Source organism: Saccharospirillum sp. MSK14-1 (assembly GCF_003054965.1).
Taxonomy (GTDB): domain Bacteria; phylum Pseudomonadota; class Gammaproteobacteria; order Pseudomonadales; family Natronospirillaceae; genus Saccharospirillum.
This window is the reverse complement of sequence record NZ_MIES01000033.1, coordinates 526,814-553,280: the sequence shown is the minus strand read 5'-3', so window position 1 is coordinate 553,280 and position 26,467 is coordinate 526,814. Positions and strand designations below refer to the sequence as shown.

The following is a 26,467-nucleotide window of genomic DNA, read 5'->3' as shown; positions in this document are numbered from 1 at the left end:
CCGTTCAGGCCGTTTTCGGAGAGGAAGCTGGGTTGATCAGCGTAGAGCCACGTTCGATCAGGGTCGGCATAAAGCGGTTATGAATCTCACAGTCGATGCCTTCACCCAGTTTTAACGCCAGGCGACCGGCCTCACTGCCAAACTCGGCTACCGGTACGCGAACGGTTGTCAGCGGCGGCTCCAGATACCCGGCCATCAGCACATCATCGTATCCCACCAGACTGACGTCTTCGGGGATGCGCAACCCCGCTTGCTTAAAACCGTTGTAGGCACCGATGGCCATCAGATCGTTGCCCACCACCACCGCACTGAAATCCACCTTACGCTGCAACAGCGTTGTCACGGCCACTTCACCACCCGGTTCCATAAAGTCACCTTCGACCACCAATTGCTCATCGTAAGGCAAACCAGCGGCATCCAAGGCGCGGCGATAACCGGCTAAACGCTCTCGGGCATCCGCTTTATAGAGTGGCCCGGTCACGCACGCAATGCGGCGGTGGCCTTGCTGCAACAGATGCTCGGTGGCCAGACGACCACCCGCTTCGTTATCCAGGTAGACGCACTGTTCGGCCAGTTCTGGCACCAGACGGTTCACCAGAATCGCGGGCGTCGATTCGCGTTTTGACAACTCAATAATTTCCGCATCCGGAATTAAGTCCAGATGCAGAATCAACGCATCGCAGCGTCGTTTGAGCAGAAACTGAACCGCATCGCGCTCTTCTTCGAGGGTACTGTGACCGCTGGTGATGATCAGGTGCTTGCCCGCATCACGCACCGCCTGTTCGGCGAACTGCATCATTTCACCAAAGAAAGGACCGGCCAGATCGCCGACCACCATGCCAATGGTTTCCGACTTATTGGTCGCCAGACTGCGCGCAAAGGAATTCGGTTGATAGCCCAGCTCAGCCATGGCCTCGAGCACACGCTGCCGGGTCGATTCGGCCACCCATTTGTTGCCGTTAACCACGCGCGAGACCGTCGCCACCGATACCTGTGCGTGTTTGGATACTTCTCGGATGGTGGCCATCGAGCGGACGTCCTCTTGTCTGAACGGTAAGCAAAGCAGTCGGCAAGCCTACACCACTCTGCCCTCGCTTTCAGCCAAGGCTTGCTTTCTGGCGTCATTCATTAAATGATATTTATTATCAATTAAATAGTATCGAACGAGACACGCATGGCTCCCACTCCCCCTCGAATCCTCAAGGTCGTAGAGCGACAACGCCTGTCGACCAATATGCTGCGCATCCGCTTTACCGGCGACTCCCTGGCTGACTTCCCGACCGATCACAATGGCGCACATATCAAACTGCTGTTTCCGCTGCCAGGCCAGGACGAACCTCAGTTGCCGGTCTTTACGCCCAGCGGTATTCAGTGGCCATCGATGGATCTCAAACCCATTGCCCGAACCTACTCTGTGCGCCAGTTTGACGCCGAGCGTCAACTGCTGGATGTGGACTTTGTCGACCACGGTGACACCGGCCCGGCTTCCAGCTGGGCCCGCGCTTGCAAACCCGGTGACCGCATTGGTCTGGCGGGTCCAGGCGGACGCTGGCCCATGCTCAGTGATACCGAACACGCCATTCTGGTTGCCGACCTGTCAGCCTTACCGGCGCTCTATGGCATCTTGGAAGCCAAGCCGGAACGTCCGCACGCCAAGGTGTTTGTTGCGTTAGAAAGTGAGGAAGATCGTTTGACGCCACCCACGTCAGCCAACATCGAATGGCACTGGTTTGTCGGCCCTTACCCGGGCGCTTTCCGGCAATTACAAAGTGAACTGGAAGGCCATCTGCGCCCGTCAGGCAGTGTGTGCGGCTGGGTGGCCGGTGAGCGCGATCTGGTCTTGGCGGCGCGTGACTTTCTGACTCAGCAATGGCAACTGAGCAAAGCCAACCTTTATGCCGTGCCGTATTGGCGACTGGCCGAGACCGAAGAAGATTTTCACCAGGCCCGGCACGACATCATGGATGCCGAATACTGAGCCCCAGCCTCAGGTGATCTGGTATCGCCCTGGCTTGTGATTCAGGGCGATCACCACATTCAATGCGAGCGCGCCCAATATCGACAACGCCAGAATCGGCAGCGGCACCAGCAAGAAACCGATGCCGACAATGGCCACATCGACGCTCATCTGAAAGCGACCGGCGCTGAGACCAAAACGCTCCTGAACATAGAGCGCCAAAATGCCCACCCCACCCAAACTGGAGCGGTGGCGGAAAAACACCAGCATGCCGGTACCAATCAAAAAGCCGCCCATGATGGCGGCAAAAATCGGGTTAACCTGACCCAACTCAATGACCATCGACAGGTTATCGGCGAGCAACGACACCGCTGCCACAGAGATAAAGGTATTGAGCGAAAACCGCCAGCCCATGCGCGTGAATGCCAGCCAATAGAACGGTAGGTTAATCACAAAAAACACCTGGCCAAAGCTGTAGGGCACCACCTTGGTCAGCACCAGTGCCAGGCCAGCGGTGCCACCGGTCAGAAATCCCTGATGTTTGAACAACAACAGACCCAACGACACAAACAAGGCACCGGCGACCAGGGCCAGCAGATCCTCGGGGACAGAATGGGCAGTGGTTGTCGACTTCACAGGCGGCTCTCCGAATCTTGAAAGGGCCGCATCTTACCAGCGCCGCGGCCGCCGTGAAGTCATGGTCGTGGTAATGGGTGGAAAGTCTGGTTGCCAGTTGGCAAATACCACGAACGCAGGTCAGTCGCCGAGCAAGCTCACGCCATACACCGGCGGCAGTGTATGACTGAGCAACTGCCAGTGCGCGCCGCCATCGCGGCTGAACCAGCCATTGCCCGTGGTGGTGCCAAACACCAGGGTATCGCCACGGTGATCCACGGCCAGAGCGTGGCGATACACCAGATCGAAACTGCCCTGCTGTGGCAAGCCCTGACGCTGTGCCTGAAAGGAGTTGCCACCGTCGTCGCTGCGATTCACCAGCAACGCCTGATCGACCGGAAAGCGATACTCATCTTTCACACCAGGCACGAACCAGGCCGTCTTAGGTTGCTTGGGATGAACCGCCAGCGCAAAGCCAAAGGCGCTGGGTTCGGGATGGCATTCGGTGAAGGTTTCCGCGCCATCACTGGAGACAAACACGCCATTATGGTGCTGCACCCAGACCCATTGCGGATCGGACGGTGCGGCCACCAGTCGGTGCACATCCTGATGGGTCAGATTGAACTGCATATCTTCTGGCAGGTATTCCGCCCGCAGCCCCTGCCCGACCTGACGCCAATGATTACCCGCGTCCTCCGTTTTCCACACGCCACCGCTGGAAATGGCAACGGTCAGCGCATCGGAATCGTCGGGGTGAATGGCAATGGAATGCAGTCCCGGATGATCGAAGCCTCCGCCAAACCACTGTTTGCGTTCCGGGGTGTGCCACAGCGCCTCGTTCAACGACCAACTGTCACCCCCATCGTCACTGCGAAACAGACCACCGGGAAGGGTGCCCGCCCACAGCCGGCCGGGCATGTGCGAGTCCGCCTCCAGACACCAGATCTGCTCCAGCGCCCAGGGGTTTTTATCGTCGGGGTCATCGGGTTTTTCTGGATACACCGGCACTGCGACTTCCTGCCAATGCGCTCCGCGATCGGTCGAGCGATGCAGCTTACAACCAAAGTGACCCAGGGCCAGCGAACACCACCAGTCACCACCCGGCCCCACCGCAACCGCCGAGACCGGCTCACCCAGAAAATGCGTGCGGTTGTATTCAAAGCCATCGGCGCTGGCGCTGAATTCCACCAAGCCTTTGCGGGTCCAGAACAGAATGCTTTCCACCATGGTTCAACCTCTCGGTTCAGCCCCCAGACAGGGCCTGCATGATGTGCAGACGACTGCCCTGATCCAGCCGCTGACCGCGCGGTAAGGCACCTTGCACCAGTTGTTGATCGATGGCGAGCATCACGTGTTTGCGTAATTCGCCTTGATCATCGAGCACATACCCCGCCAGTGACGGATAGTCTTCAAACACCTGGGCCAGCACCTCATCAAGCGTGCCGGGCTTCACCGTCACTGCATCACAACGCAGATGTTTTTGCAGATTTTCGGTGAAGCTGACCGTAACCATAGTTGCACTCCCGGTTCAGCCGGCGGGCGTTGCTCTTTGGGTATAGATGGAAAAGTCCGGCTTGTTCGGATGATAGTTGCCGTACAACAGCGGTGAATGAATCATGTAATCGGCGCTGGCCTGATTGCAGGCCACCGGAATGTTGTACAAGGCGGCGATGCGCAGCAACGCTTTAATATCCGGATCGTGCGGTTGCGGCTCCAGCGGATCCCAAAAGAAAATCAACAGGTCGATTTCCCCTTCGGCGATCTTGGCACCAATTTGCTGGTCGCCACCCAACGGACCGCTGAGCAACTTAGTCACCGAACGCTCCAAGCCCTGCTCGATCAACTTACCCGTCGTGCCGGTGGCATAAATGCCCAACTGCGCTAACAGTTCACGGTTGGCTTGCGCCCAGGCCACCAATTCTTTTTTCTTGTTGTCGTGCGCCACCAAGGCAACATTACGGTCTGTCTTACTCATTCGGGCCTCCCGGCGCCTTGTCCAGATTGGGGGATTGATCGCATCTTATACCACAGCCAAAGCAACACAACGGCGAGCACCAGCCCGGCCAGATTGGCAAAGCCGTCGGCCACGCTGAACAACCGGTAAGCGGTCATTCCCTGCAACAGTTCGAGCAACCAACTATAGCCCCACAAAACCGGCCAAACGAACCAACGACGCGGCCAACCCAGACCCGCCAACAGGCCCAGAGCCCCCCAACCGAGCAGATGATTCAGTTTGTCATTGGGGGACAGATCCGGATGTTCCAGCGGCAGTAACGACAACACCGTCACCGCCACCAATAACCCAACACAGAGCCATCGATAAACGCGCACAACCACCTCACTGTTCGCCAACCAAAGCGTCACTCTAATGCAGTGCCGCACAGGGACAAAGCGCAACGCTTGGCTTATGCTGAGAGCTTATCGAATGCCGGAGCCTGATTTCGACATGCCGTCTGCACTGCGCCAGTTACTGTCTCGCCACGCCTTGCGCTGGGGCGCGTTATTACTCGGATTTATGATCACACTGTCGCTGGCCGGCTATCACCTGCTGGTCGCGCGTTACGATCAGAACTCCTTTATTCAGCGCCTCGATTACTTGTTTTACGACTGGCGTTTCCAGTTACTCGACAGCGGTGAGCGCTTTGCCCGCGCCGACGATCAGATCGTCATCGTCGACATCGACGAAGCCAGTCTCAAAACCGAAGGCCGCTGGCCCTGGCCGCGCGACAAACTGGCCACTCTCACCCATCAGCTAACCGAGGCGGGTGCCGTGGTCATCGGCTTCGATATTTTAATGTCGGAGCCGCAGCTAAACCCGACACGGCAGTTACAACAACAAGCACTGGCAGACGGCAACACTGAACTGGCCGATTCACTAACGCCTTTTATTGAACTCACCGAATACGATCAGATTCTGGCCGACAGCTTTGCCAACATCGACGTTGTCTTACCGTTTTTATTGCAGGCCGACGCCAGCCTGCGGGTCGGCCAATTGCCCGCTCCGGTGTATCAATTATCTCCGCAGCAAACCGAACGACTGTTGGTGGTCGAAGCTCAGGGTTATGCCGGCGCCGTGGACATTCTGCAAAACGCCGCGGTGACATCCGGCTCCATCGTGCCGACAATCGATGGCGACGGCACCTTGCGTTCCGCGCCACTGGTCACTCGATTTGAAGATGGGCTCTATCCATCGCTGTCGCTCGCCATGGGGTTAACCTACTACTTTCTCGACGGCATCGAACTCGACATCGTGCCGTTCAATCGTCAACTCGATGTCATCGAACGCCTGCACTTCGCCGATAAATCACTACGAGTGGATGCCGGCCGGGTACTGGTGCCCTACCTCGGTCCACAGGGACAATTTCCCTATGTATCGGCCACCGATGTGATCAATGGCCGAGCCGATACGGAAGTCTTTACCAACGCCTTAGTGCTGGTCGGAACCTCGTCCGTTGGCTTATCCGATTTACGAACCACACCCGTTGGTACGCAATTTCCCGGCGTTGAAGTGCACGCCAATTTGCTGAACGGTTTACTCGCCGGAAACTTTCCTTTTACGCCCGATTACGGCCACACAATGACCGCCGTTCTACTGGTCATCCTCGGTGTGATCTTCACACTTATTTCCGGTCGGCTCGGGCCGCTGGCACTGGCAACCGCTACCCTGCTGTTGCTGGCCATTCTGGTCGCCATCAATCTGTCGCTGTGGGTCTATCAGCAAATGGCGTTGCCATTAGCGAGCAGCGTATTGCTCACATTGGCGTTGGGAACACTGCATTTATTGGAAGGTTTTTTAAGCGAACGACGCCACAAACAACACGTTACCCATGTCTTTGGTCAGTACGTTCCCAAAGCGCACATCGACCGCATGCTCAACGAGCCTGAAGCGTATGGCTTTGAAGGCGAAAACCGCCAAATGACCGTGCTGTTTTCCGACGTACGTTCGTTCACCACCATTTCCGAATCGTTAAGTGCGACCCAACTCAAAGACTTACTGAACCGGTATTTCACGCCCATCACCGGCGTGATTTTTAATCATCAGGGCACCATCGATAAATACGTCGGCGATATGGTCATGGCGTTTTGGGGCGCCCCCCTGGAAGACCCAGAGCATCCGCGTCACGCCCTGGAAGCGGCGGTGGAAATGATCGACACCACCGACGCATTAAACCCGGAATTGCAGGCACTGGGGTATCCGGAAATTCAGGTGGGAATTGGATTGAACACCGGGCCGATGAACGTCGGTGACATGGGGTCAACTTACCGTCGCGCCTACACCGTACTTGGCGATGCGGTGAACCTGGGTTCGCGCCTGGAAAGCCTGACCAAATTTTACGGTGTGAAAATATTAATTGGCCCGCAGACCAGGGCGGCCATCGATGACTGGGCCTTCCGCCCCATCGACCGCATTCGCGTGAAAGGCAAAACCGAACCCGTTGCCGTGTTCGAACCCTGGGGAAAACTGGCAGACCTAACGGCCAACCAACAAGCCGAACTGGATGCCTTAGAGCACGCTCAACAACTGTACTTACAACAAGACTGGGCCGCAGCGCGCCAGGCGTTTGAGCAACTGAACGCGCACAGCGAGCACGCCAAATTGTACGAGGTGTACCTGGAACGCATTGCCATACTGGAGCACGAAACATTACCCGAAGACTGGGACGGAAGTTTCACCCACACCAGCAAATAAATGGCGGTTATTCGCTCAAGATAAAATCGACAGCGGCCTGCGCATGGATGGCGGTGGTGTCTACCAAGGGCACCACCGTATCGGGCTGTTGCACCAGCAAACCAATTTCAGTGCAGCCTAAAATCACCGCCTCGGCGCCATCGGCCGCCAATGCATCGATGATGCGCAGGTATTCGCGCTTCGATGCCGCGTCAGTTTTACCCAGACAAAGTTCCTGATAAATAACGCGATGCACAATGGCTCGATCGGCCTCATTCGGCACCACCACATCCAACCCGAATTGGTCGGCCAGTCGTCCCTTATAAAAATCCTGTTCCATGGTGAAGGCGGTGCCCAATAAACCGACGCGAGTGACGCCCTGCTTCAACAGAACGTTCGCGGTGGCATCGGCAATGTGCAAAATCGGAATGTTGAGCGCTGCTTCAATTTTCGGCGCCACTTTATGCATGGTGTTGGTACAAATCAGCAAGGCATCGGCCCCGGCATTTTGCACCTGCATTGCTGATTGACTGAGCAGGGTTGCGGTCGCGTCCCAGTCGCCAGCGTGCTGAAGTTTTTCAATGGGATCAAAATCAACGCTGTACATCGCAATCTGCGCAGAATGCAAACCGCCAAGGCGGGCTTTAACGCCTTCGTTAATCGCGCGGTAGTAACCGACCGTGCTTTCCCAGCTCATGCCGCCCAATAAACCAATGGTTTTCATTCTGCCTCGCAACCCGTCACACTTTATAGGCCACGATAATGGTCACAGGGCCGCGTGTGTGCAAGCCGACGTCAGCAGCAGCGCGGCACGACAAGCGCAGACTATTCCTCGGTCAATGCCGATCGCCAGCGATCACGAATGGGCTGCAGCAGATAATTCATCAGGCTGCGTTCGCCCGTCTTAATAAAGACTTCCACTGGCATGCCGGGGCGAACCTGATAATCGTCCAATAACCCCATCCCTTCGGGCGTTACCCGGGCATTGACCTGGTAGTACGGAACCCCGGTTTGGTTGTTGACCAGGCGGTCCGCAGAAACGGTTTCAACCCGGGCCGGAATACGCGGCGTGGTGCTGCGATTAAAGGCCGAAAAAATCAAATCGACCGCCAAACCTGGGTGCACACTGTCAACCTGATCAACCGCTATCTGCGCCTGCACTTCCAATCGCTGACCACTGGGCACAACATCCAACAGATGAGTATTGGCAGCAATAAAACCGCCTTCGGTGTGCACATTCAGATTCACCACGGTACCATCAACCGGGGCTGTGACGCGGGTATTATCGAGTTCATAACGCGCCATCTGCAGTTGCTGATCCAGCGTACGTACGCTGAGGGTGGTTTCTGCCAACTGACTGAGCACCGACTGACGGTTGTCTTCAATCTGTGCCTGTTTGCGCAATCGCGCCTCGGCGATCTGGCGCTGCAACGTGCCTTGCATGGCTCGATCTTCGGCGATGCTCGATTGCACTTCCGCCAAACGCCGCTGCATTTCCAGCACCTGGGTTTCGGTGGCAAAACGATCTCCGCTTAAACGTTGCAGACTGCTTAACTGGGTATCGAGTGTGCGTCTCTGTTCCAGTTTATTCACCAAGGTTTCAGCCACACCGGCCAGTTGTTGTTCATTCGCGGCGATGGCTTCATCCAGCGCTGCCAGCGTACTGCGCCGCGCGCTTAACCGGGCTTGCAACAACTGGTGTTCCGAAGCCAGTGCCGTTTGCAGATCGCCGTTCAGTGATGCCTTGGACGGCGCGATCAACTGATCCTGATCGCGATTTTCCGCCTGCAACCGGCTCTGCCGAGCCAGCGCCGAATGATATTGCGCGGTCAACGCATCGACCCGCGCCTGCAGTGGCACCCGGTTCATTTCCACCAGCAATTGGCCCTGCTGCACTTGCTGACCATCGCTGACCGCAATTCGCGCGACTTGTCCGCCGGTTAATTGCAGCACCGTTTTACGTTCGCCTTCGACCACCACCGAACCCGGTGCCGGTACGCCTTTATCGAGCGGTGCCAGGCTGGCCCAAAGCAGAAAGCCCACCAGACCGATCAGTAATGTTAACCAACCGGCGCGTAGCAGAGGCTGCACATTGTCGGGCAGGGTTATATCCGCAGACGCTGCCGTCCCTGCTGAGTTCATCGTAGAGAGTGTCACGCCTGACCTCCGCCACGGTTCTCAACCGGAGTACGCGGCACCGTCGATAAATGCCGCTGTTGGGCGTGACGTTGGGTGACCGCCTGAACCGAACCAAAGTCCTGCATGCGGCCCTGCCCCAGGACCATTAAATGACTGAACAGCGGCACCAGTTCACGACGATGACTGACAATAACAATCGAGCAACCGCGCTCACGTTCCGCAGCAATGGTTTTCAGCAACGCCTGAGTGCCGACTTCATCCAGGCTGGCATCAGGTTCATCCAACACCAGCAATGCCGGCTGACCATAGAGCGCACGCGCCAGACCTAATCGCTGTTTCTGCCCCTGAGACAAACCACGGCCGCCTTCACCCAAAGGCGTATCGTAGCCCTGAGCAAGCTGCAAAATGCTGTCGTGAATGCCCGCCGCCTGCGCTGCGGCAACAACCTGATCCGCATCCGCTGCACCGAAACGCGCAATGTTGTCGCGCACCGTGCCGGCGAATAACTCCACCGTTTGCGGCAAGTAACCCATGGCCGGGCCCACTTCATTTTTATTCCAGCGATACAGGTCGGCACCATCCAGCCGAACCGAACCCCCCATCGCCGGCCAGACACCGACCATCAACCGAACCAGCGTCGATTTTCCCGAACCCGACGGACCGATCAGCCCCAATACCGAGCCGGGTTCAAGGCGCGCATTAACCCCCCGCACAATGGCCGTTCGGGTGCCAGGAATGGCAGCGGTCACATTGTCCAGTGTCAAAATGCCCTGAGGCTTGGGCAACGACATGGCTTCACCGCGTTCAGGATTGGCCGCCAGCATTTCATCCAGCCGTTGCCACGCCTGGCGGGTATCCCCCCATTGTCGCCAACTGCCAATCAAGGCTTCAATCGGCGCCAGGGTACGGCTCATTAAAATGGATGCGGCGATCATCATGCCGGCGCTGATGCGCCCTTCGATCACCAACAATGCAGCCAGCCCCAACATCAACGATTGCAGCGCCAAACGCACGCCTTTGGTCACTGAGGAAATCGCCACACTGCGCGAACTGGCCTGACTTTGGTGCGCCAAAAACTGTCGTTGAAGATGCAGCCAGCGTTGTTGCAAGCCCGAGAGCATGCCCATGGCATCAATGGCCTCGGCGTTGCGCAAACTGCTGCCAGCAACTGTACTCGACTGAATCGATAACTCGCCCGCTTTCGTCAAAGGGGCCGCCGCCAGTCGTTCGTTAATTAACGTCAGCACAATCAACACAACCGCACCACCGAGCGCAAAAAAACCGAGCGTGATGTCGAACAAAAAAATGCACGACAGGTACAGCGGAAACCAGGGCGCATCCAGAAAGGCAAGGAAACCGGGACCGGTTAAAAACTGACGCACCGAGGTCAGATCGCGCATCGATTGAGCCGCATTCACATCACCACGTAACCGGTTCATCGCAAATGCCGCATGGTAAACGCGCTGGTTCAGGCTCATGTCAAACACATTTCCCAGACGCACCATCACCAAGCCACGCAACCATTCCATGGCCGCCATCAAACAGAACAAGCCGAGCACCAATAAGGTCAGCATCAGCAGCGTGGATTCGTTACTGGACGACAACACCCGGTCGTAGACCTGCAACATATAAATGGCCGGCGCCAGTAACAACAGATTGATCGCCGCACTGAAAGCAGCAACGCTGAACAAGGTGCTGCGATGTTGTGCAATGGTGGCCGCGATGTCGCCTTGCCAAAGACGGGATTTCATACCCGCTCAGCCCGACGACGGAATAATACGAGCACACCGAGTGACAACAGTGACCACAGAGAAAACGACCCGGCGTCGCTGGCATCGACGGCGTTGTCCAGATCATCGTTGTCGACCGAGAACACCTTCTCCAATTCAGTGCTGGCCGTTGCCCGGGTTTCAATGGCATTCAGGGTGCGGACGCAGTCAATATCAACGCGATACTCAACGGTACCTGTCGCATTGTCCGGGTAAGGCACAAAACGGGTTTCGGTATCTTCGAGTCCGTTGATGGCGTCGTCCGACAAGATATCCGGTGTCGAACTGACCTCGCATTCCAGCGAATCATTAAAGCTTGCGAGGTTGGAATTATTGGGGAATGACCAACCGAGATTGAAGCGTTGCGCACTGGCAATATCGTTGAGCGAAACGCTGACTTCTAACGGCGGCACCACACTGGCGGTCACAGTTGCGTCGGCGGTTTTAGTAATCACCTGTGAGGCGCTCTCGCACGTGAGCTTAAAGACGTTCTCGCCTTCAACCAGATTTAAGCTGCGTTCGATGGTCACCGAACCACTGCCTTTTTTTCTGCCCAGAGCGTCACCATCCATCGCCTGCAGGGTCAGCTCACCCGCCCAGGTTGTTTCCGTGGTACTGGTTTGACTTGCGGTGCAGATAGTATCGGCCGGTGCACCCGACACACTCCAGTCAAGTTCCAGATCCCCGGTGGTGGCGCCGATATAGGTCGAACTTCTTTCGCTGGATAGATCCACCGTAAAAGGCACACCCTGAGCCAACTGATAAAAAACAGAGCTGTCGGTTGTATCGCTGGTTGTGCCATAGAGCGCATCTGTGCCCGCATCGTAAGTCAGGCCGATGGGCGTTTTGCCGGTGGTGTCCGCGAAATCAAGGAGTGTTTCAAACACCGGGTTGGCGGTACCGATGTTATCGATATCGATCCGATACAGTACACCCACGTTGCCCGTACCACCGCTCAAGGTGGTGCCATAGAGGTGGTTGTCATCGTCCACCGCTAACGGACCTGTCGGATGGTAACCTTCCTCAATGTCACTGCCGAAATCGTGCAGAATTTCAAATTCAGTTCCATCCGGTTTTATTCTGAAGATCGCGCCACGCGTCGTGCCGGTTTTGCCGTAATCGGCGGTGGTTCCATACAGATAACCATCGTGCTCAAGCAATGCGGAGCGACTGACTGCATCGCCGCCCGGTTGACCTTGCGCTGCGCTGAAATTGTGCAAGGTTTGCAGCGCTGCCGAGCCATCGGTTTTGATGCGCCACAAACGGCCCAGACTGTTACTGCCACCGTCAGCGCCCAAGCCATACAGATAGTCGCCCACCACGAGCAAGGCTTGAGTCGTGTCTGCGGCGGTGAAGGTCTCGAATTCCGTCAGGTTATCGCCCGAATCCAGTGTCCAGATAACGCCATTGCCTTCGGCCCCAGCACCGTCACCGGTATCGGTGAAATACACACGACCGGAAGCGTCTGCCGCAATGGCACCGGTGGGCTGATACACATCGCCAACACCCAACAACGTCGACTCGGCGGACTGGCCTGGGGTGGCGTAACTGATGCCACCGGTGCAGGCTTGAGGGGCGGATGAACAGACGGGGAAAGGCAACGCCGGATTACCCGTAAAAGTTATGTAGAACCGATCACCTGTATACCCAATCGGGCTGAACGTACTGCCTGCGTTTGCACCGTATGAACTGTGCGTTGCAAACGCATAGTCGCTGCTCGGGTCGATGCTGTAATACGTATGGGCACTGCTGTTAACGCCCCCATAGATGAAGCCATCCGCCACCACGGGTGCTGTTTGCGCATGATCGCCGTTATCAAATTTCTTGATCAGACCATAACTAGGATCGTCCAGAGCAAAGGCCGGTCCGGTTAACAAAATTAACCCAACGCCCAACGTCATAAACCGTGATTTCTTTTTTGCGCAAGCACGCATTTCCATTTTCTCAACACCCACAATAAAAGGGAAAGCCTCACGGCTTTCCCTTAACACGCTTTTTAAGCAACAAATACTTCGAAGTCCGCAGCGGTCAGATTGGTCACGCCCATGACATACACCTGGTTACCATTGCCGTCGTCGATGACTGAGTAACCGGTGTAGACGGTGACGTTATCGAAGGCGTCGGCTGCGTCGGTGAATACATCATCAGCGAACGACAAGATGTCACCCGAACCGGCGGTGAAACCGTTGACCACATCCACGCCATAGTCTTCATAGAAACGGAAGGTGTCGTCACCGCCGCCGCCATTCATGACGTCATTGCCCTGGTAGCTGTCGAACGTTTCGTCAGCCGACGTACCGTCATAGGTCAGGTCATTGGCATTCAGAATGTCTTCCAGCACGCTGGTGCTGCCTGAACCACCCATACCCCCCATCAGGTCGTAAATCAGGTCGTGCGCTTCACCTTGTTCCAGAGCGTCGTAAGCGCCGTCGGAATCATTGTCGAGGAAGCCGCTGGTGATGGCGTCATCCAGGCCCGTGATGGTGAACAGTTCAGACGCCAGTGAGCCACCGCTGTAAGCGCCATCGCCAAATGTCAGCGACTCAATTTCCGCCGCGGTGGTGTGTGACGGGCTGGAGAACAGGGTGTACATGGCCACTTCTTCGGTGTACGCATCGCCGTTGCTGTCTTCCAACGTGACTTCACCACCGTCCACAACAAAGCTGACGTTATCCACCGAATCGGAGGCGTTACTCATTTCAGAACCGATGAGATCGGTGCCAAAAAACGAACCCAGATAGGTGGTAGAACCCACTTCCAGGTTGCCCGGATTGTTATGGAATTCGAGATCCGCGGCATGGCCAGAACTGCTGTAACTGTCCTGAAAATAATCCATGTAGGCGGCCAGACCGCTGGCACCGTTGTAGCTAAAGTTGGCAAAGTTGCTGTCATAACTGATCGTTAAACTCATGATCCTTCTCCAGTGATTGGTTCGAGTTTCGTGATGAGTCTGAAGACTCAGGAGCTACCGTCCCGGGCTCGGTAGTTTTGGCGGGCCGCCGCAAGGCGGCTCACCAAAATCGATCCCACCTGATGGGCGTGATACCTCGGTCAAAACGCTTTCCTTAGACGCTCTGACCGATGCCAGAACGCATCCCTGCCTGGCCGCTCGGCTTCACACTCAACTCAAGCTAATGAGAATCGTTACTATTTAGACGAAGAGGCGATTTGAATCCGTAATTATTTTTCTAAAATTTTTTAAGGCGGGTTTTCGGACGGTTCGCATCAGCCTGGGGTTTAAAAAGTCCATTGCACATTGGCGGTCAGGGTGCGACCGGGAGCGTAGGTTTTTACCACCCCATCGCCCATCGCCTGAATGTATTCGCGGTCGGTCACGTTCTTTAGGTGATACCCCAGTCTCAGGCTGTCACCCCATTGGTAAGTGCCGTATTGATCCAGCACGCAATATTCGGCCAGCCCGATTTTTTCACCGGATTCTTCGCCGTCCTGATAGCGGTAATCGCCGGTTTGGCTGGCGCAGGTCAGGTTCAATCCCAGGTCCAGCCGGCGTTGCAGCAAACGGGTTCCCAGCGTTAGTCGTCCGGTCCACTCCGGTACCGGCGGGGCATACAAATTACCGCCGACCGCGCAGACACCTTGATAGGTTCCATCGGTGTCGTAATCGCCATCCGGGTCGGGGCAATAACTATCAGGGCTTTGCCCTTCCGGGCCGCCCAACGGCCAGGCGGGAAAGACCAGCGCATGATCCGATTCATTAAACGGGCTGCCGGGGTTCGCCCTTTGCTCGGTATGCGTCACGTTTAACCCGCCATAAAAACGCCGCCACTGAAAATCCAGTTGCAGTTCCTGACCCAGAAATATTCGATCATTTAACGCATTGGCGTAGGCGCTGGGTGCGCTGACAGGCGGCTGACCTACATCGCCCGGGCGATTCACAAACATGACGTAGTCGATGTAATGCTCGGTACGGTTATAAAACTGGTTCAGCTTCAGGTTAAAGCGTTTCTGTTCATCCTCACTGCTGAGACTGACGTTAAACCCCGCCTCCCAACTGGTGGTCCGTTCCGGCTCCAAACGCCAGTTGGGAATCGTAACAACGGGCGGTGAATGAAACGGCACGGCGCTGGACGTCAGGGTTTCGGTAATCTGCGGTGGGCGCCAGGAAAGCCCCGCATTGGCAAACAATTGCAGCTGCTGCCGACGGCCGTCGATAACATCAAAAGCCGCCCCAAGGGAGGGTAAAAAGGCGGTGTCGTTGCGGTCGACATCAAAGTGCTGGAATTGCCACAGGGTTTCACCCTGATCGTCGGAATCCGGCCGATCATCCTGATCGTTGAAACCGGTTTCGCCCCACAACCGATAAGCTTCCCAGCGCAGCGCCGGGCTGAGCGTCAGTCGCTGGTATTCCCAGTCCGATGCCAGCCAGGTGCCGACCAGTAACCGCTGACCCTGAGGCGTTGCGTCAGCCAGCGCCTGGGATTGCGACGCCGTTAATTGATACGAATCGACGTCCGGTTGATTGGCATCGCGGAACGCTTCAACGCCGTAATTAAAATCCAGCCAGTGCGCGCCCAGCTCCAACGCCGATCGGTTTTGCACCACGGCACCCAGAGTGTCGGTGCGTGTCGTTAGCGTGTATTCGTTCAGCGTCGATGCGCTGTCGTTTTTGGTCGACACCCAATAGAGCTTGGTGGATAAATCGATGGCGCCCCCGACCGGGTTATAGTGGGTATCCAGCGCGTAGTTTTGCGTCAAGGTGCGGTTGTCGTTACTGACCTGATAGAGCGCTTCATCTCCCGGGTCGGACTGACAAAGCTCATGATTGGCCCAGTAATCGCTGATCGGCGGATCGCAGTACTGATCGTAATAACCCGCATCCTCAAGCATCGCACTGTTAATCGACTGGCTTTCACCGTAAGCCATCGCCGACCCCAACGCCGTCAGCTTGAGCGTCAGGTCATCCCCCAGATACCAGCTTCCTTCAGCCAACCAGGAATGCGCCTGCTGATCGGTGGCCTCAACCACATTAACCGACGCATCCGGATACAGATCTTCCGACTGCCCCCAGTACACGGCCTGACCATTCTGCCCGGGCCGATAGGATTCACTGCGCTGCACGCTGTACCCCAACAGCAGCTCGGTATCGGCACTGGGACGCAACGCCAACAGCGTTGAGCCCGACGGTTGCTGTCCGTTACCCCAGTCGCCGACGCCTGTCGTTGCGCGCACCCTGCCACCAAAGCGTTCGCCGTTATCCAGCAAATCCTCCGCATCGAGCGTGGTAAAGGTGGCCACGCCACCCGTTACGCCCGCGCCACCCGCACCAGCATAGGCGCCTTTTTGAATTTCGACTTCGTTGAGAAATTCCGGATCAAAAAACATCTCACCGTTGCGCTGACCATGACCGCTGCGCTGATAGTTCTGACGCATGCCATCAATGTTCATATTGACCCGACCAAAGTCTTTCAGGCCACGGATGTTCACCGACACACTGGGGTTTTGTTCGTTGGTCGCCGTTAAAACCCCGGCCGTTGCCTGCAAGATTTCACTGGCATGACGCGGCCCGGTGCGGTCCATCGCTTCGCGGCCGACCACAGAGGTGCCTGCCCCTTCATCGAACACCCGCTCTGGCGGGTCCACATCGCCACGCACCACCACCGCAGGCAACACCGACGAATCGCCGCTGCTGTTTTGCTGCACCAGCACCACGGTATTGCCACCACGAAACTCAAATGAAAGCCCGGTCCCGGACAACAGCAATTGCAGCGCCGACGCCGCAGTCATGTCGCCATTCACCGCCGGTGCCAGATGGCCCTGCGCCAGCTCCGTGCTGTAACCCACCTGCCAATCGGTCAGCGCAGCAAAGGCATCCAGACTGTTGGCCAACGGGCCGGCACTGAGCGCAAAGCGATACACTGAACTTGCGGAATCGGGTTCTTCAGAGGCAACAACGAACGGGAAGAGCACGTAGCAAAGCACCATCAGCCAGGAGCACGGCCGGAGCGCAGAGAGAAGTCCCCTGCGGTAGTCGGGGGTGAACAAGGGGTCTATCCTATACAAATGAGAATCGTTACTATTGATGACGACCCGGTTCCGCGAATCCGTAAATTCTCTGCACACCCGGCGCGACCCAATGGAAACCAAGCCCGATGGCCGATAGCCCCGACAAACAATTTGATGCCGTCTTCATCGCCCAGCGAGCGGTGCTGATCAGCCGGCTCAATCGACTGGTGGACAACGCGGCCGTGGCCGAAGAACTGACTCAGGAGTCCTATCTCAAGGTGCGACAATCGTTAATGCAGGGCGTGGAAATCGATCATCTGAAGGGGTTTCTGTTTCAAACCGGACGCAATCTGGCGCTCGACTATCTGCGTCAGCTCAAACGACAGAGCGGTGGTCCACTATCGGCCGACCCGCAGGAAAGCGCCGACCCGGACGATCATCCCAGTGCCCTGCCGAGCCCCGAGCAAACGCTGGCCGATACACGCCGGGTCGACGCGCTGGTGGAATCACTCAACCAACTGACCGAGCGCCAACGTCAGGTGTTTACCCTCAACCGCATCCAGGGCTGGAGCCACGCTCGCATTGCCGAGCACCTGGGCACCTCGGAAAGTACCGTGCAAAAAGAAGTCAAACTGGTCATGACCTACTGCATTAAGCGACTCTCACGTGCAGAAAAATGACGGATTGTTTAGTCTGCAACGTCTAACTATCAAACCCGATCTTCTTTTAGCTGCCGTGCCCGAGACTGCCTGTGACCAATAACACCCCATCTGACGCCGCTTTGGATGCCGCCATCGAATGGCTTGCGCTGCATCAGGGCGGCCAGCCGAACAAACAACAGCAGGCTGATTTTTTGCGTTGGCTGAATGAAAACGAGGCGCACCGCCGTGCATATGAGCAGGCCAAAAATCTCTGGCTGTCACCTGAGGTGGAGGCCGCGGCCCGACAACTGGATATGCCCGACCAACCTTCCTCGGCACACCCATTTAAATCCGTGAAATGGCTCAGCCTGGCCACAGCCGCAGCGGTGGTTGTCACCTTGAGCGTCAGCTTGCAATTGGTGGGACAAGCTCAGTACCAGACATCCGCAGGCGAACGTCAGAAAATTGCACTCAGCGATGGATCCATCGTCACCCTGAACAGCCGCACCGACATGGACACCCACTTTAGCGACAACGAGCGCCGCGTTGAGCTGCACGAAGGCGAAGCCTATTTTCAAATTGCGCGCGACGTGAACCGGCCGTTTTCCATCATCAGTGGTGATTCCCGGGTCAGCGTACTGGGCACGTCATTCAACGTCCGCACCCTGGACGACGGCATTCGCGTCAGTGTGTCCGAAGGCCTGGTCGCCGTTGCCCATCAAGGGCTCGACGAAGAACAGCTGCAAGGGGGCGACTGGGCACAAACATCCGCCAACGACATTGACGTCGCTCGCGTGGGTGTCGGCCCGGAAGATTTTGGCTGGATCAACGGTCGCTTAGTGGTCTACAACCGCAGCATGAGCAGCGTGGTCAATGAAGTGCGACGTTATGTGCCCGGTGTGATTGTGCTGCTCGGTGATGAACAACCGCAGCAGCGCGTCAGCGGTAATTTTTCGTTAGACGATCCCATTCATGCGTTGCAAACACTGGCGCAGTTGAACGATTACCAACTGATTCGACTGACCGACTACCTGCTGATCGTCCGCCCCACTCGTTAATCATCCGGCATAAAAAAAGCGACGCTCAAGGCGTCGCTTTTTGACGTTTCATTCCGTGCAATGAAGCGCACCGATGAACGGTTTATTTCAGATCAAAACGATCCAGGTTCATCACCTTATCCCAGGCTTTGATGAAGTCATTCACAAAGCGCTTCTCAGAATCGGCGCCGGCATAGACTTCACAAATGGCCCGCAATTGAGCGTTGGAACCAAACACCAGATCGTTGCGCGTACCAGTCCACTTCTGCTTACCGGTTTTGCGATCTTTGCCGACGAATTCAGATTCATCCGCATCGGTGGACGACCATTCGGTGTCCATGCTCAACAGGTTCACAAAGAAGTCGTTGGTCAGTTTGCCCGGACGATCGGTAAACACGCCGTGCTTGCTGCCACCGTGGTTGGCATCGAGCGCGCGCAGACCACCGACCAGCGCTGTCATTTCCGGCGCAGTTAAGGTCAGTAACTGAGCGCGGTCGACCAGCATGTCTTCAGCACGTACCGCATACTTCTTCTTCTGGAAGTTGCGGAAACCATCGGCAAAAGGTTCCAGCCAGTCGAAGTTTTCTTCATCGACCATATCTTGCGTCGCATCCATCCGACCCGGAGTGAACGGAACGGTGACGCCGTGACCAGCATCCTGCGCCGCTTTTTCAATCGCTGCACAACCCCCAAGCACAATCAGATCAGCCATCGACACCTGCTTGCCACCGGACTGGGCACTGTTAAATTCGCCCTGAATGCTTTCCAGTTTCTTCAGCACTTTCTCGGCTTGCTTCGGTTCAATGGCGTCCCAGTTCTTCGCAGGCGCCAAACGAATGTGCGCACCGTTGGCACCCCCACGCATGTCGGAACCGCGATAGGTGGAAGCAGACGACCAGGCCGTGGCTACCAGTTCCTGAATCGACAGACCCGAGCTGAGGATCTTCTGTTTCAGCTGGGCAATATCGGCTTCATCGACCACCGGGTGGTTCAGCGCCGGAATCGGGTCTTGCCACAGCAGATCTTCCTGCGGCACTTCTGGGCCGAGGTAACGCGTTTTTGGACCCATGTCGCGGTGCGTCAATTTAAACCAGGCCCGCGCAAACGCATCGGCAAACTGGTCCGGGTTTTCATAAAAACGGCGCGAGATTTTTTCGTACGCCGGGTCAAACCGTAGCGACAAATCCGTCGTCAGCATCGTTGGCTTACGCTTCTTCGATGGGTCGAACGGATCGGGAATAATCTCACCGGCGTCTTTTGCCACCCATTGTTTGGCACCGGCCGGACTGGTCGTTAATTCCCACTCAAATCCGAATAGGTTTTCGAAGAAATTATTGCTCCACTGCGTCGGCGTTGTGGTCCAGGTCACTTCCGGGCCACCGGTAATGGCGTCACCGGCTTTACCGCTGCCGTGCTTGCTGGTCCAACCAAAGCCCTGCTCGGCCATGCCAGCGGCTTCCGGTTCAGCACCCACCAAGGCCGCATCACCCGCGCCGTGCGTTTTACCAAAGGTGTGGCCACCGGCAATCAGCGCAACGGTTTCTTCATCGTTCATCGCCATGCGCTTAAAGGTTTCACGAATGTCCACCGCCGCTTTAACCGGATCCGGCTCACCATTCGGGCCTTCGGGGTTCACATAGATCAAACCCATCTGTACCGCCGCCAGCGGGTTTTCCAAATCGCGGTCTTGGGTGTAACGGCCATCATCGAGCCACTCTTTTTCCTGACCCCAATAAATGTCTTCTTCTGGCTCGTAAATATCTTCACGGCCGCCAGCAAAACCAAAGGTTTTAAAGCCCATGGATTCCAGTGCCACGTTGCCGGCGAGAATCATCAAATCAGCCCAGGAAATACGATTGCCGTATTTTTGTTTGACCGGCCACAGCAGACGACGCGCTTTATCGAGGTTGGCGTTATCCGGCCAACTGTTCAGCGGCGCAAAACGCTGGTTGCCGGTACCGCCACCACCACGGCCATCTTGCACGCGGTACGTACCCGCACTGTGCCAGGCCATACGAATCATAAAGCCGCCATAGTGACCGAAGTCGGCCGGCCACCAGTCTTTGGAATCGGTCATCAGGGCGTGCAGGTCCGATTTAACCGCCGCCAGATCGAGTTTTTTGAATTCTTCGGCGTAATCAAAATCAGCATCCATCGGGTTCGATTTGCGGGTGTGCTGATGCAGGATGTCCAGCCGCAGCTTTTTCGGCCACCAATCCTGATTGGTGGTACCGCCACCTGCGGCGTGATTAAACGGGCATTTGTTGTTGTCGGTCATGATGCGCTCTCCTGTGGGTGTTTGCGTTCTCACGAAACAACTCTGTCGTGGGACTATAGGTATAGTCGCTCGGGCGTCAATTACTCCAATTTATGATCTTTAAGTAGTCGATAGCTTTTAACTTAAATGATGGGAGAGCGCCGGCACAGCGGCCTTCAGACGCCGTTCACCAGCAAAAATGACAGCCGGATGACCGTCCGGTCATCGAGGTTTTTACAAGAAAAGGGTCTTAAAAAGTCCGGCGAGATAAAGAGGTTGTCTAAGCAATCCAACGGTTAAAATCCAAAACCGCCGCTCAGCGATCAAACAGCGTGGTGATCTGATAATCCTTATGCGGGCCCACCACCTGAAAACTCAGCTCAAAGCGATCGGCCGAGTGAAACACAAAGTGTCCGTCGTAATGATCGGCAATGCACAGATGATGCGATATCAGTTCGTGCGCCCGCGTAAAATCGAAGGCCAAAAATAATTCACCGGCACTGACGCCGTCGGCAAAATCGATCGTCAACCCAGAGTCGGTACGACGATACGTATAAGCCCGCTGAGCATGAATGGCCTGACCACTGGGACCCGGCCAGGAGAGTTTTTCCAAATAATCCAGCTGGTATTTGTGTACAGCGTTGTCGGTAAATTCGGCGATGCCCATCATCGCCGGTTGATCGCTCACCTCACGCTGCAAGCGCCACTGGCCGCGAAAATAATTCAGTAATTCAGTCGCGTTTAACTCAAACATAACCCTTCACTTTCATTCATCGCGACAGTAACCATCACCGGGTTCAACCTTCAGGCAGTGTTCATTATCCACTAACCATTTCATGCCCGTGCCTTCACCATCGGTGGCATAAATAGTGGCGGACTCATCATTCAGATCAAACAAAATCTGATCACCCTGCGCAACTCCGATGTAATCCACCGGTCCATCCAGACTGGCAATGGTCAGTTGAAATTGTTCCGGGCCACCGGCGATATCCAGATAAGTGCCTTCCGGCCCCCACCAGCGGCCTTGCCAATCTGATAGCGGTGGCGGGTCGTTGGTACAGGCTGAGAGACAAACCATCATAACGATCAGGGTGCTATGGATTTTCACCGGCCTTGGCCTTCTTCATTTTGCGCCGGTCAATCACGACGGTATTGGCAATACGATCGCGAACAGACAAGTAACGCCGATGCATGCCCAGTAAGACTGAATTAATCATCAGCCAAAGGGTTGGTATGCGCTGCATCAGCGTCTGAATGGTGCGGTTATTTTCAACATTCTGAGCATTTTGCATTAGCACTTCGACCGACTGGTAGGACGCCGATGCTGCTTCCAATTGCCACTGCTGCCAGTACAAATAGCCCATCAGAATGACAGCCACCGCCACGATAACCAGCTCCACCAGATAGCGTCGCACGATACCCCAAAAAAGAACGGGCTCACCGGATGAATAAACAACACTCAAGCCGAGCACCCACTTTCCGGGCGTTGCACCAAAGGCTAAATGTCCGCCTATCTTGAAGGCCGTAAAACCGAGATATAAGACAGCAATAACCAAGAGGTAAAAATAACGCGATAACATGATTGGCCAGAGGGAATACAGCAGACCGATCAAAATCAGATACAACATAATCCATATTGCACCCAAAAAAAGCCAATCGATCAGCCCCGCCAAATAGCGTTTCCATGGCGCAGCAAACCATTCAAAAACCACTGTTTCTGTTTTAAGACCGGCCATCTTTTTCCCCTGTAAATCATCCAACACGGCACCCATCAAAATGGATTCGTGTTATGAGCGTTGCAGTTTCCTACGCTTACGTTCGTTAATCACAAACGTACCGGCAATGCGGTCGTGCAAGGAACGCCGGTGACGGCCGAATAGCAACAGCACTAAGTTACCGAATAGCCATGCTGCCAATACAGACGCTGCAATGATTTCGACGATCATTTTTTGACGATTAAAATAAAACCGTTTTTCAAAATAACCCGTCGAAAAAGGATTCTGTCCGCCCTCGTACACGAAGAAAAACACCCAACAAAAATACGCTAAAGTACATAAGGCAACAGTGGTGACCATCAATTCAGCCATCGACCGTTTGAGAAGGTGCGTTTTACTTAACTGATTTCCGTGCGCAGTAACAACCGCCAACCCAAAAAGCTTCTTGCCCGGTGTCGAGCCCAGCGTTATGTGACTGCAAAACTCATAAATGAAATAGACAGAAAAGAGTAACAACACCAGCAGCAACATCATCAAATCATACAGCTCACCAAATAGCTGCCAATGAGATCTGCGGGCGGTATCCAGTATCATCGTGTTTAAATCACTGGCCACAATAAGCAATATAAACCCGTCAATGAATGCAGCCAGAAAACGCCGCCAGCGCGGTGCGATATAGTCTAAAACCAAATCTTTAGATGGCTGAGCAGATACAGATTCACTCATCGACAGCGCTTCGTTCTATGGAATTACCCGCTTTAACCACGCACGTTTTCCCAAGCCGGTCTCGAAAGGAACGTCGCTTTCCCTTCCATATAATGGCGACTGAATTAAGCAACAACCAGACGCTAGGCGCCATTTTAAACATAAAATAAGTAGACGCACTGACCATCATCGACGGATTAAGAGTCGTTTCCGCAGCACTCATAAAACGGCTCGCCTCACTGTAATGGTTCTGATAGTGAATGTAGGAAAATACAAGCGTGGCCATAACCGTCAGCACTACAATCCCCAGTTCAACACCCGACCGTCGGATTGCCTGATACACAGACAATGGTTGACCAGTCAGACTCACCACTTTCAACCGGAACAGAAGCTGACCGGGTGTAGCGCTGAAGCAGAGGTAAGAAATCGTTTTATAAAGAGAGAAAAAAACAAAAAACCATCCCACCCGAAGTAAGTAACCGTAATCGCTCCAAAAAAAAGGTTCGGTTTGAGCCGTCAGCCACCAAATGTGCGAGTAGATCTCTTTAAACACCAGGTACAGCAGAAAATAGTCAACAATTCCTGCTAAATAGCGTTTCCAGGGTGAGGCAAATAAATCAGTGCGAACCCCATCAGACGGTATTTCGGGCATGAACAATCTCTAACACAGCTCCCATGTTTAGCCGATTGGAGCACAGGGTCATGCCCAAACCAAGACCCTACTCATTATTTCCTGCGCGAAGATCAGGCCTCAATATCCACCGCTCCACCCGACACCACAATACCGCCCGTCGGTTTTACAGCCACGGTGATCAAACTGGGCCGCCCCATCGCTACGCCTTGATGGATGGTCAGTTGCGCTGGCATGGCCGACAATGCGTTGATTTCTCGCAAGTAACCCCCTAAGGCCGCGGCTGAGGCACCGGTTGCCGGGTCTTCAACCACACCGCCAACCGGGAAAGGGTTGCGAGAATGGATCACGGTGTCTGACTCGCGCCAGATCAACTGCAAGGTGGTTAGACCATCGGCTTCCATCAGATGTTTCAGCGCATCAAAGTCGTAGTTCAGTTGCTCAAGCCGCGAAGCGTCTTTCGCCGCCAACACCAGATGCCAGGCACCGGCATAGGCACGTCGAGGAGGAATACGCTCATCCAGGTCTGACGCTTGCCAGCCCAATATCTGTAAAGCGTTTTCCAAAACCTCTGCCGAAACTGTTTCAGATCTTGGCTCTACTGACGTTAAGGCCGCGGTGTAACGCTGGCCCTGCTCGTCTACCTGAACGCTCACCTCGCCCGCTCGGGTTGAAAACAAATAGTTACCAGAACCCTCACGTTGCCCTAAGGCCACACCCGAGGCGATGGTCGCGTGGCCGCAAAACGGCACCTCCGCTTCCGGGCTGTAGTAACGAACCGTGCGTCGGGCTCCGCTGGCGGGTGCGATAAAAGCGGTTTCGGAGTAACCCACTTCCGCCGCAATCTGCTGCATTTGTTCAGCCGTTGGCAGGGTTTCACCCACCCAAACACCGGCCGGGTTGCCGCCTTCGGGACGATCCGTAAAGGCGCTGTAGCGTTTTAATTGTCCTGCCAACATCAACGTTTCCTGCGGTTGCTCGTGTTTCATCGTTCCGAACTCTGTCGACCGACGTGCCGTCTGGCCATGATCTGTCGATCGGCAGAGTGATCCAGATCGCTCATTCTTTCCAGAACGGCTTACTGGCTTCACGGCGTAAGGTTCCGGGCGTCAGGCCAGCGTCTTTTTCCACCCGGCTGACGTTCATCACGATCAGCTCGGTGCGCAAGCGGGCGCGTGATTCATAGCGGCGGTGCCACTCGCTCAGCGTGGCCCATACCCGCTTCAATCGACTGACAACAACGGACTGGCCGTGTTCAACGGCGCCTTCCACCCGGTTTTCGTGAGAATCCAGCCATGCAGTGTTCATCGCTCCACCTCCATGAAATATGAATTGAGATCACCCTGCAATTGCTATTAAAGTGCTCTATAGTGGCTTTATCCATCAGTCTTTGGCGAAGGAGGCGTTCGTAAAACATGAACATCAACAACATCAAGCTCGATAAGCTCCGCTCCTTCGTGCTGGTCGCCGACGAAGGCAACCTGACGCGCGCTGCCAAGCAGCGCCATACCACGCCTTCGGCCGTCAGCGAACACTTACGTCAACTGGAAGAGCAGTTTGGGGTGCCGCTGTTCGACCGTTCCAGTCGCGGCATGGAACTGACGCCCGAGGGTCGCAAGTTGCTGCCCCCGGCGCGCCAGGCGTTGATGCAAATTGCCGAACTGGATGAAATTGCCCGGTCGCTGCGCACCGAAAAACCCACCACTTTATTGCTGGGTTTGAACGCACCGCCGGAATACCTGAAGGTCGATCAGTTGCTGCGTCAGGTCGCGCGCGATCTGCCCGAAGCCCAGTTGGAACTGGTCACCAGCAGCTCTTACATGATTGCGGACCAAGTGCGCGAAGGTAAGCTCGACCTGGGCTTTATGTACGGCGACCCGCAGCACGAAGCGGTGCTGCCCATCCGCCTCGCGGACATTGAATTTTGCGTGGTCGGCCCGCCCGATTGCGGCCACGAGGCGCTGCCCGCCACCGCCGAAGAACGCCGCCAGCTGCCGTGGATCTGGGCGTCGTGCAATTGCCCGGTATCGCACCTGATGCCCGGCATCATTGGTTATGAACGCGAACAAACCAAGGTGGTATCGTCGTCGGAAGACGAGCACGTAACGCTGTCGATGATTCGCGCCGGTCTGGGTTATGGCGTGGTGGAAAAGGAACTGTCGCAGCACTGGGAAGATCGCGGCAGCGTGCGCATTATGAAAGACAAACCCATAACCGCTGGGCTCAATCTGGTGATTCGCCGCGACCGCAAAGACCGCAAAACCCTGGCGTCCGTCATCGAGCTGGCACAACAGCTCTGGTCGACACAAACGGCCGGCCACGACACGCACACCGACAACACCGAATCCAGCCACGCCGCCTAAGCGCG

Annotated in this window: 25 protein-coding genes; 5 read left to right on the top strand and 20 right to left on the bottom strand. The window is 55.7% G+C overall.

What is annotated here, in order from left to right; genetic code table 11:
• Window positions 1–4 precede the first annotated feature (4 nt).
• Window positions 5–1,027 (bottom strand): LacI family DNA-binding transcriptional regulator, encoded by a 1,023-nt coding sequence (locus BGP77_RS11570; RefSeq protein WP_108164888.1) that lies wholly within the window; start codon window positions 1,025–1,027, stop codon window positions 5–7.
• Window positions 1,028–1,174: 147 nt separating this feature from the next.
• Here BGP77_RS11570 and BGP77_RS11565 point away from each other — a divergent pair, with 147 nt between their 5' ends.
• Window positions 1,175–1,978 carry a siderophore-interacting protein gene (locus BGP77_RS11565; protein ID WP_108164887.1) on the top strand — a complete coding sequence of 268 codons (804 nt, stop codon included), beginning with the start codon at window positions 1,175–1,177 and terminating at the stop codon, window positions 1,976–1,978.
• Window positions 1,979–1,987: 9 nt separating this feature from the next.
• On the opposite strand, the gene BGP77_RS11560 is transcribed toward BGP77_RS11565, so the two are convergent.
• From BGP77_RS11560 to BGP77_RS11540, 5 genes are all read right to left on the bottom strand, one after another.
• Window positions 1,988–2,593, bottom strand: coding sequence for a YitT family protein (locus BGP77_RS11560; protein ID WP_108164886.1), 606 nt, complete (start codon window positions 2,591–2,593; stop codon window positions 1,988–1,990).
• A gap of 120 nt (window positions 2,594–2,713) precedes the next feature.
• Complete coding sequence (locus tag BGP77_RS11555; RefSeq protein ID WP_108164885.1) at window positions 2,714–3,799, bottom strand: sialidase; 1,086 nt, start codon at window positions 3,797–3,799, stop codon at window positions 2,714–2,716.
• A 16-nt stretch (window positions 3,800–3,815) separates the two neighbouring features.
• Window positions 3,816–4,085: a MoaD/ThiS family protein gene (locus tag BGP77_RS11550; RefSeq protein WP_108164884.1), complete on the bottom strand. Its 270-nt coding sequence runs from the start codon at window positions 4,083–4,085 to the stop codon at window positions 3,816–3,818.
• Window positions 4,086–4,100: 15 nt separating this feature from the next.
• The gene (locus BGP77_RS11545; protein ID WP_108164883.1) at window positions 4,101–4,547 is read right to left on the bottom strand and encodes a methylglyoxal synthase; all 447 of its coding nucleotides are present in this window, start codon (window positions 4,545–4,547) and stop codon (window positions 4,101–4,103) included.
• Entirely contained in the window at window positions 4,544–4,903 is a 360-nt protein-coding gene (locus BGP77_RS11540) for a hypothetical protein (protein ID WP_146171237.1), read from the bottom strand. Before BGP77_RS11540 ends, BGP77_RS11545 begins: the two co-directional genes overlap by 4 nt.
• 94 nt (window positions 4,904–4,997) lie before the next feature.
• On the opposite strand from BGP77_RS11540, the gene BGP77_RS11535 reads away from it, so the two are divergent.
• Window positions 4,998–7,262: a CHASE2 domain-containing protein gene (locus BGP77_RS11535; protein ID WP_158269354.1), complete on the top strand. Its 2,265-nt coding sequence runs from the start codon at window positions 4,998–5,000 to the stop codon at window positions 7,260–7,262.
• Between the two features lie 7 nt (window positions 7,263–7,269).
• Here BGP77_RS11535 and BGP77_RS11530 read toward each other — a convergent pair whose 3' ends face one another.
• The 6 genes from BGP77_RS11530 to BGP77_RS11505 all read right to left on the bottom strand — a co-directional run bounded on the left by BGP77_RS11530 (window position 7,270) and on the right by BGP77_RS11505 (window position 17,077).
• A complete protein-coding gene (locus BGP77_RS11530; protein ID WP_108164880.1) occupies window positions 7,270–7,965 on the bottom strand; it encodes an aspartate/glutamate racemase family protein in 696 nt (231 codons plus the stop codon).
• Window positions 7,966–8,066: 101 nt separating this feature from the next.
• Window positions 8,067–9,398, bottom strand: coding sequence for an HlyD family type I secretion periplasmic adaptor subunit (locus BGP77_RS11525; RefSeq protein ID WP_146171236.1), 1,332 nt, complete (start codon window positions 9,396–9,398; stop codon window positions 8,067–8,069).
• Window positions 9,395–11,131 (bottom strand): type I secretion system permease/ATPase, encoded by a 1,737-nt coding sequence (locus BGP77_RS11520; RefSeq protein ID WP_108164878.1) that lies wholly within the window; start codon window positions 11,129–11,131, stop codon window positions 9,395–9,397. The genes BGP77_RS11525 and BGP77_RS11520 overlap by 4 nt, the downstream gene beginning before the upstream one ends.
• Window positions 11,128–13,050 carry a choice-of-anchor tandem repeat GloVer-containing protein gene (locus BGP77_RS11515; RefSeq protein ID WP_158269353.1) on the bottom strand — a complete coding sequence of 641 codons (1,923 nt, stop codon included), beginning with the start codon at window positions 13,048–13,050 and terminating at the stop codon, window positions 11,128–11,130. The genes BGP77_RS11520 and BGP77_RS11515 overlap by 4 nt, the downstream gene beginning before the upstream one ends.
• 95 nt (window positions 13,051–13,145) lie before the next feature.
• Entirely contained in the window at window positions 13,146–14,060 is a 915-nt protein-coding gene (locus BGP77_RS11510) for a hypothetical protein (protein ID WP_108164876.1), read from the bottom strand.
• A gap of 326 nt (window positions 14,061–14,386) precedes the next feature.
• Complete coding sequence (locus BGP77_RS11505; protein WP_158269352.1) at window positions 14,387–17,077, bottom strand: TonB-dependent receptor; 2,691 nt, start codon at window positions 17,075–17,077, stop codon at window positions 14,387–14,389.
• A gap of 182 nt (window positions 17,078–17,259) precedes the next feature.
• On the opposite strand from BGP77_RS11505, the gene BGP77_RS11500 reads away from it, so the two are divergent.
• Together BGP77_RS11500 and BGP77_RS11495 are read left to right on the top strand one after the other, a co-directional pair.
• Window positions 17,260–17,793: an RNA polymerase sigma factor gene (locus BGP77_RS11500; protein ID WP_108164874.1), complete on the top strand. Its 534-nt coding sequence runs from the start codon at window positions 17,260–17,262 to the stop codon at window positions 17,791–17,793.
• Window positions 17,794–17,864: 71 nt separating this feature from the next.
• The gene (locus BGP77_RS11495) at window positions 17,865–18,812 is read left to right on the top strand and encodes a FecR domain-containing protein (RefSeq protein ID WP_108164873.1); all 948 of its coding nucleotides are present in this window, start codon (window positions 17,865–17,867) and stop codon (window positions 18,810–18,812) included.
• Window positions 18,813–18,894: 82 nt separating this feature from the next.
• Here the strand turns inward: BGP77_RS11495 and katG are convergent, their stop codons facing one another.
• The 8 genes from katG to BGP77_RS11455 form a co-directional block, all read right to left on the bottom strand.
• Window positions 18,895–21,069: a catalase/peroxidase HPI gene (katG, locus tag BGP77_RS11490; RefSeq protein ID WP_108164872.1), complete on the bottom strand. Its 2,175-nt coding sequence runs from the start codon at window positions 21,067–21,069 to the stop codon at window positions 18,895–18,897.
• Between the two features lie 295 nt (window positions 21,070–21,364).
• Complete coding sequence (locus tag BGP77_RS11485; RefSeq protein WP_108164871.1) at window positions 21,365–21,802, bottom strand: DUF6314 family protein; 438 nt, start codon at window positions 21,800–21,802, stop codon at window positions 21,365–21,367.
• 12 nt (window positions 21,803–21,814) lie between these two features.
• Window positions 21,815–22,156, bottom strand: a complete 342-nt coding sequence (locus tag BGP77_RS11480; RefSeq protein ID WP_146171235.1) for a hypothetical protein — start codon at window positions 22,154–22,156, stop codon at window positions 21,815–21,817.
• On the bottom strand, window positions 22,143–22,820 hold the full coding sequence (locus tag BGP77_RS11475) for an RDD family protein (protein WP_108164869.1): 678 nt from the start codon (window positions 22,818–22,820) through the stop codon (window positions 22,143–22,145). The genes BGP77_RS11480 and BGP77_RS11475 overlap by 14 nt, the downstream gene beginning before the upstream one ends.
• A 15-nt stretch (window positions 22,821–22,835) precedes the next feature.
• Window positions 22,836–23,489 (bottom strand): RDD family protein, encoded by a 654-nt coding sequence (locus tag BGP77_RS11470; RefSeq protein WP_108164868.1) that lies wholly within the window; start codon window positions 23,487–23,489, stop codon window positions 22,836–22,838.
• Window positions 23,482–24,120 carry an RDD family protein gene (locus tag BGP77_RS11465; RefSeq protein ID WP_108164867.1) on the bottom strand — a complete coding sequence of 213 codons (639 nt, stop codon included), beginning with the start codon at window positions 24,118–24,120 and terminating at the stop codon, window positions 23,482–23,484. Before BGP77_RS11465 ends, BGP77_RS11470 begins: the two co-directional genes overlap by 8 nt.
• A gap of 92 nt (window positions 24,121–24,212) precedes the next feature.
• The gene (locus tag BGP77_RS11460; protein ID WP_233252348.1) at window positions 24,213–25,088 is read right to left on the bottom strand and encodes a PhzF family phenazine biosynthesis protein; all 876 of its coding nucleotides are present in this window, start codon (window positions 25,086–25,088) and stop codon (window positions 24,213–24,215) included.
• Between the two features lie 70 nt (window positions 25,089–25,158).
• A complete protein-coding gene (locus BGP77_RS11455) occupies window positions 25,159–25,407 on the bottom strand; it encodes a DUF1127 domain-containing protein (protein ID WP_108164866.1) in 249 nt (82 codons plus the stop codon).
• 107 nt (window positions 25,408–25,514) lie between these two features.
• Between BGP77_RS11455 and BGP77_RS11450 the strand changes: the two genes are divergently transcribed.
• Window positions 25,515–26,462 carry a LysR family transcriptional regulator gene (locus BGP77_RS11450; RefSeq protein WP_108164865.1) on the top strand — a complete coding sequence of 316 codons (948 nt, stop codon included), beginning with the start codon at window positions 25,515–25,517 and terminating at the stop codon, window positions 26,460–26,462.
• Window positions 26,463–26,467: the final 5 nt, after the last annotated feature.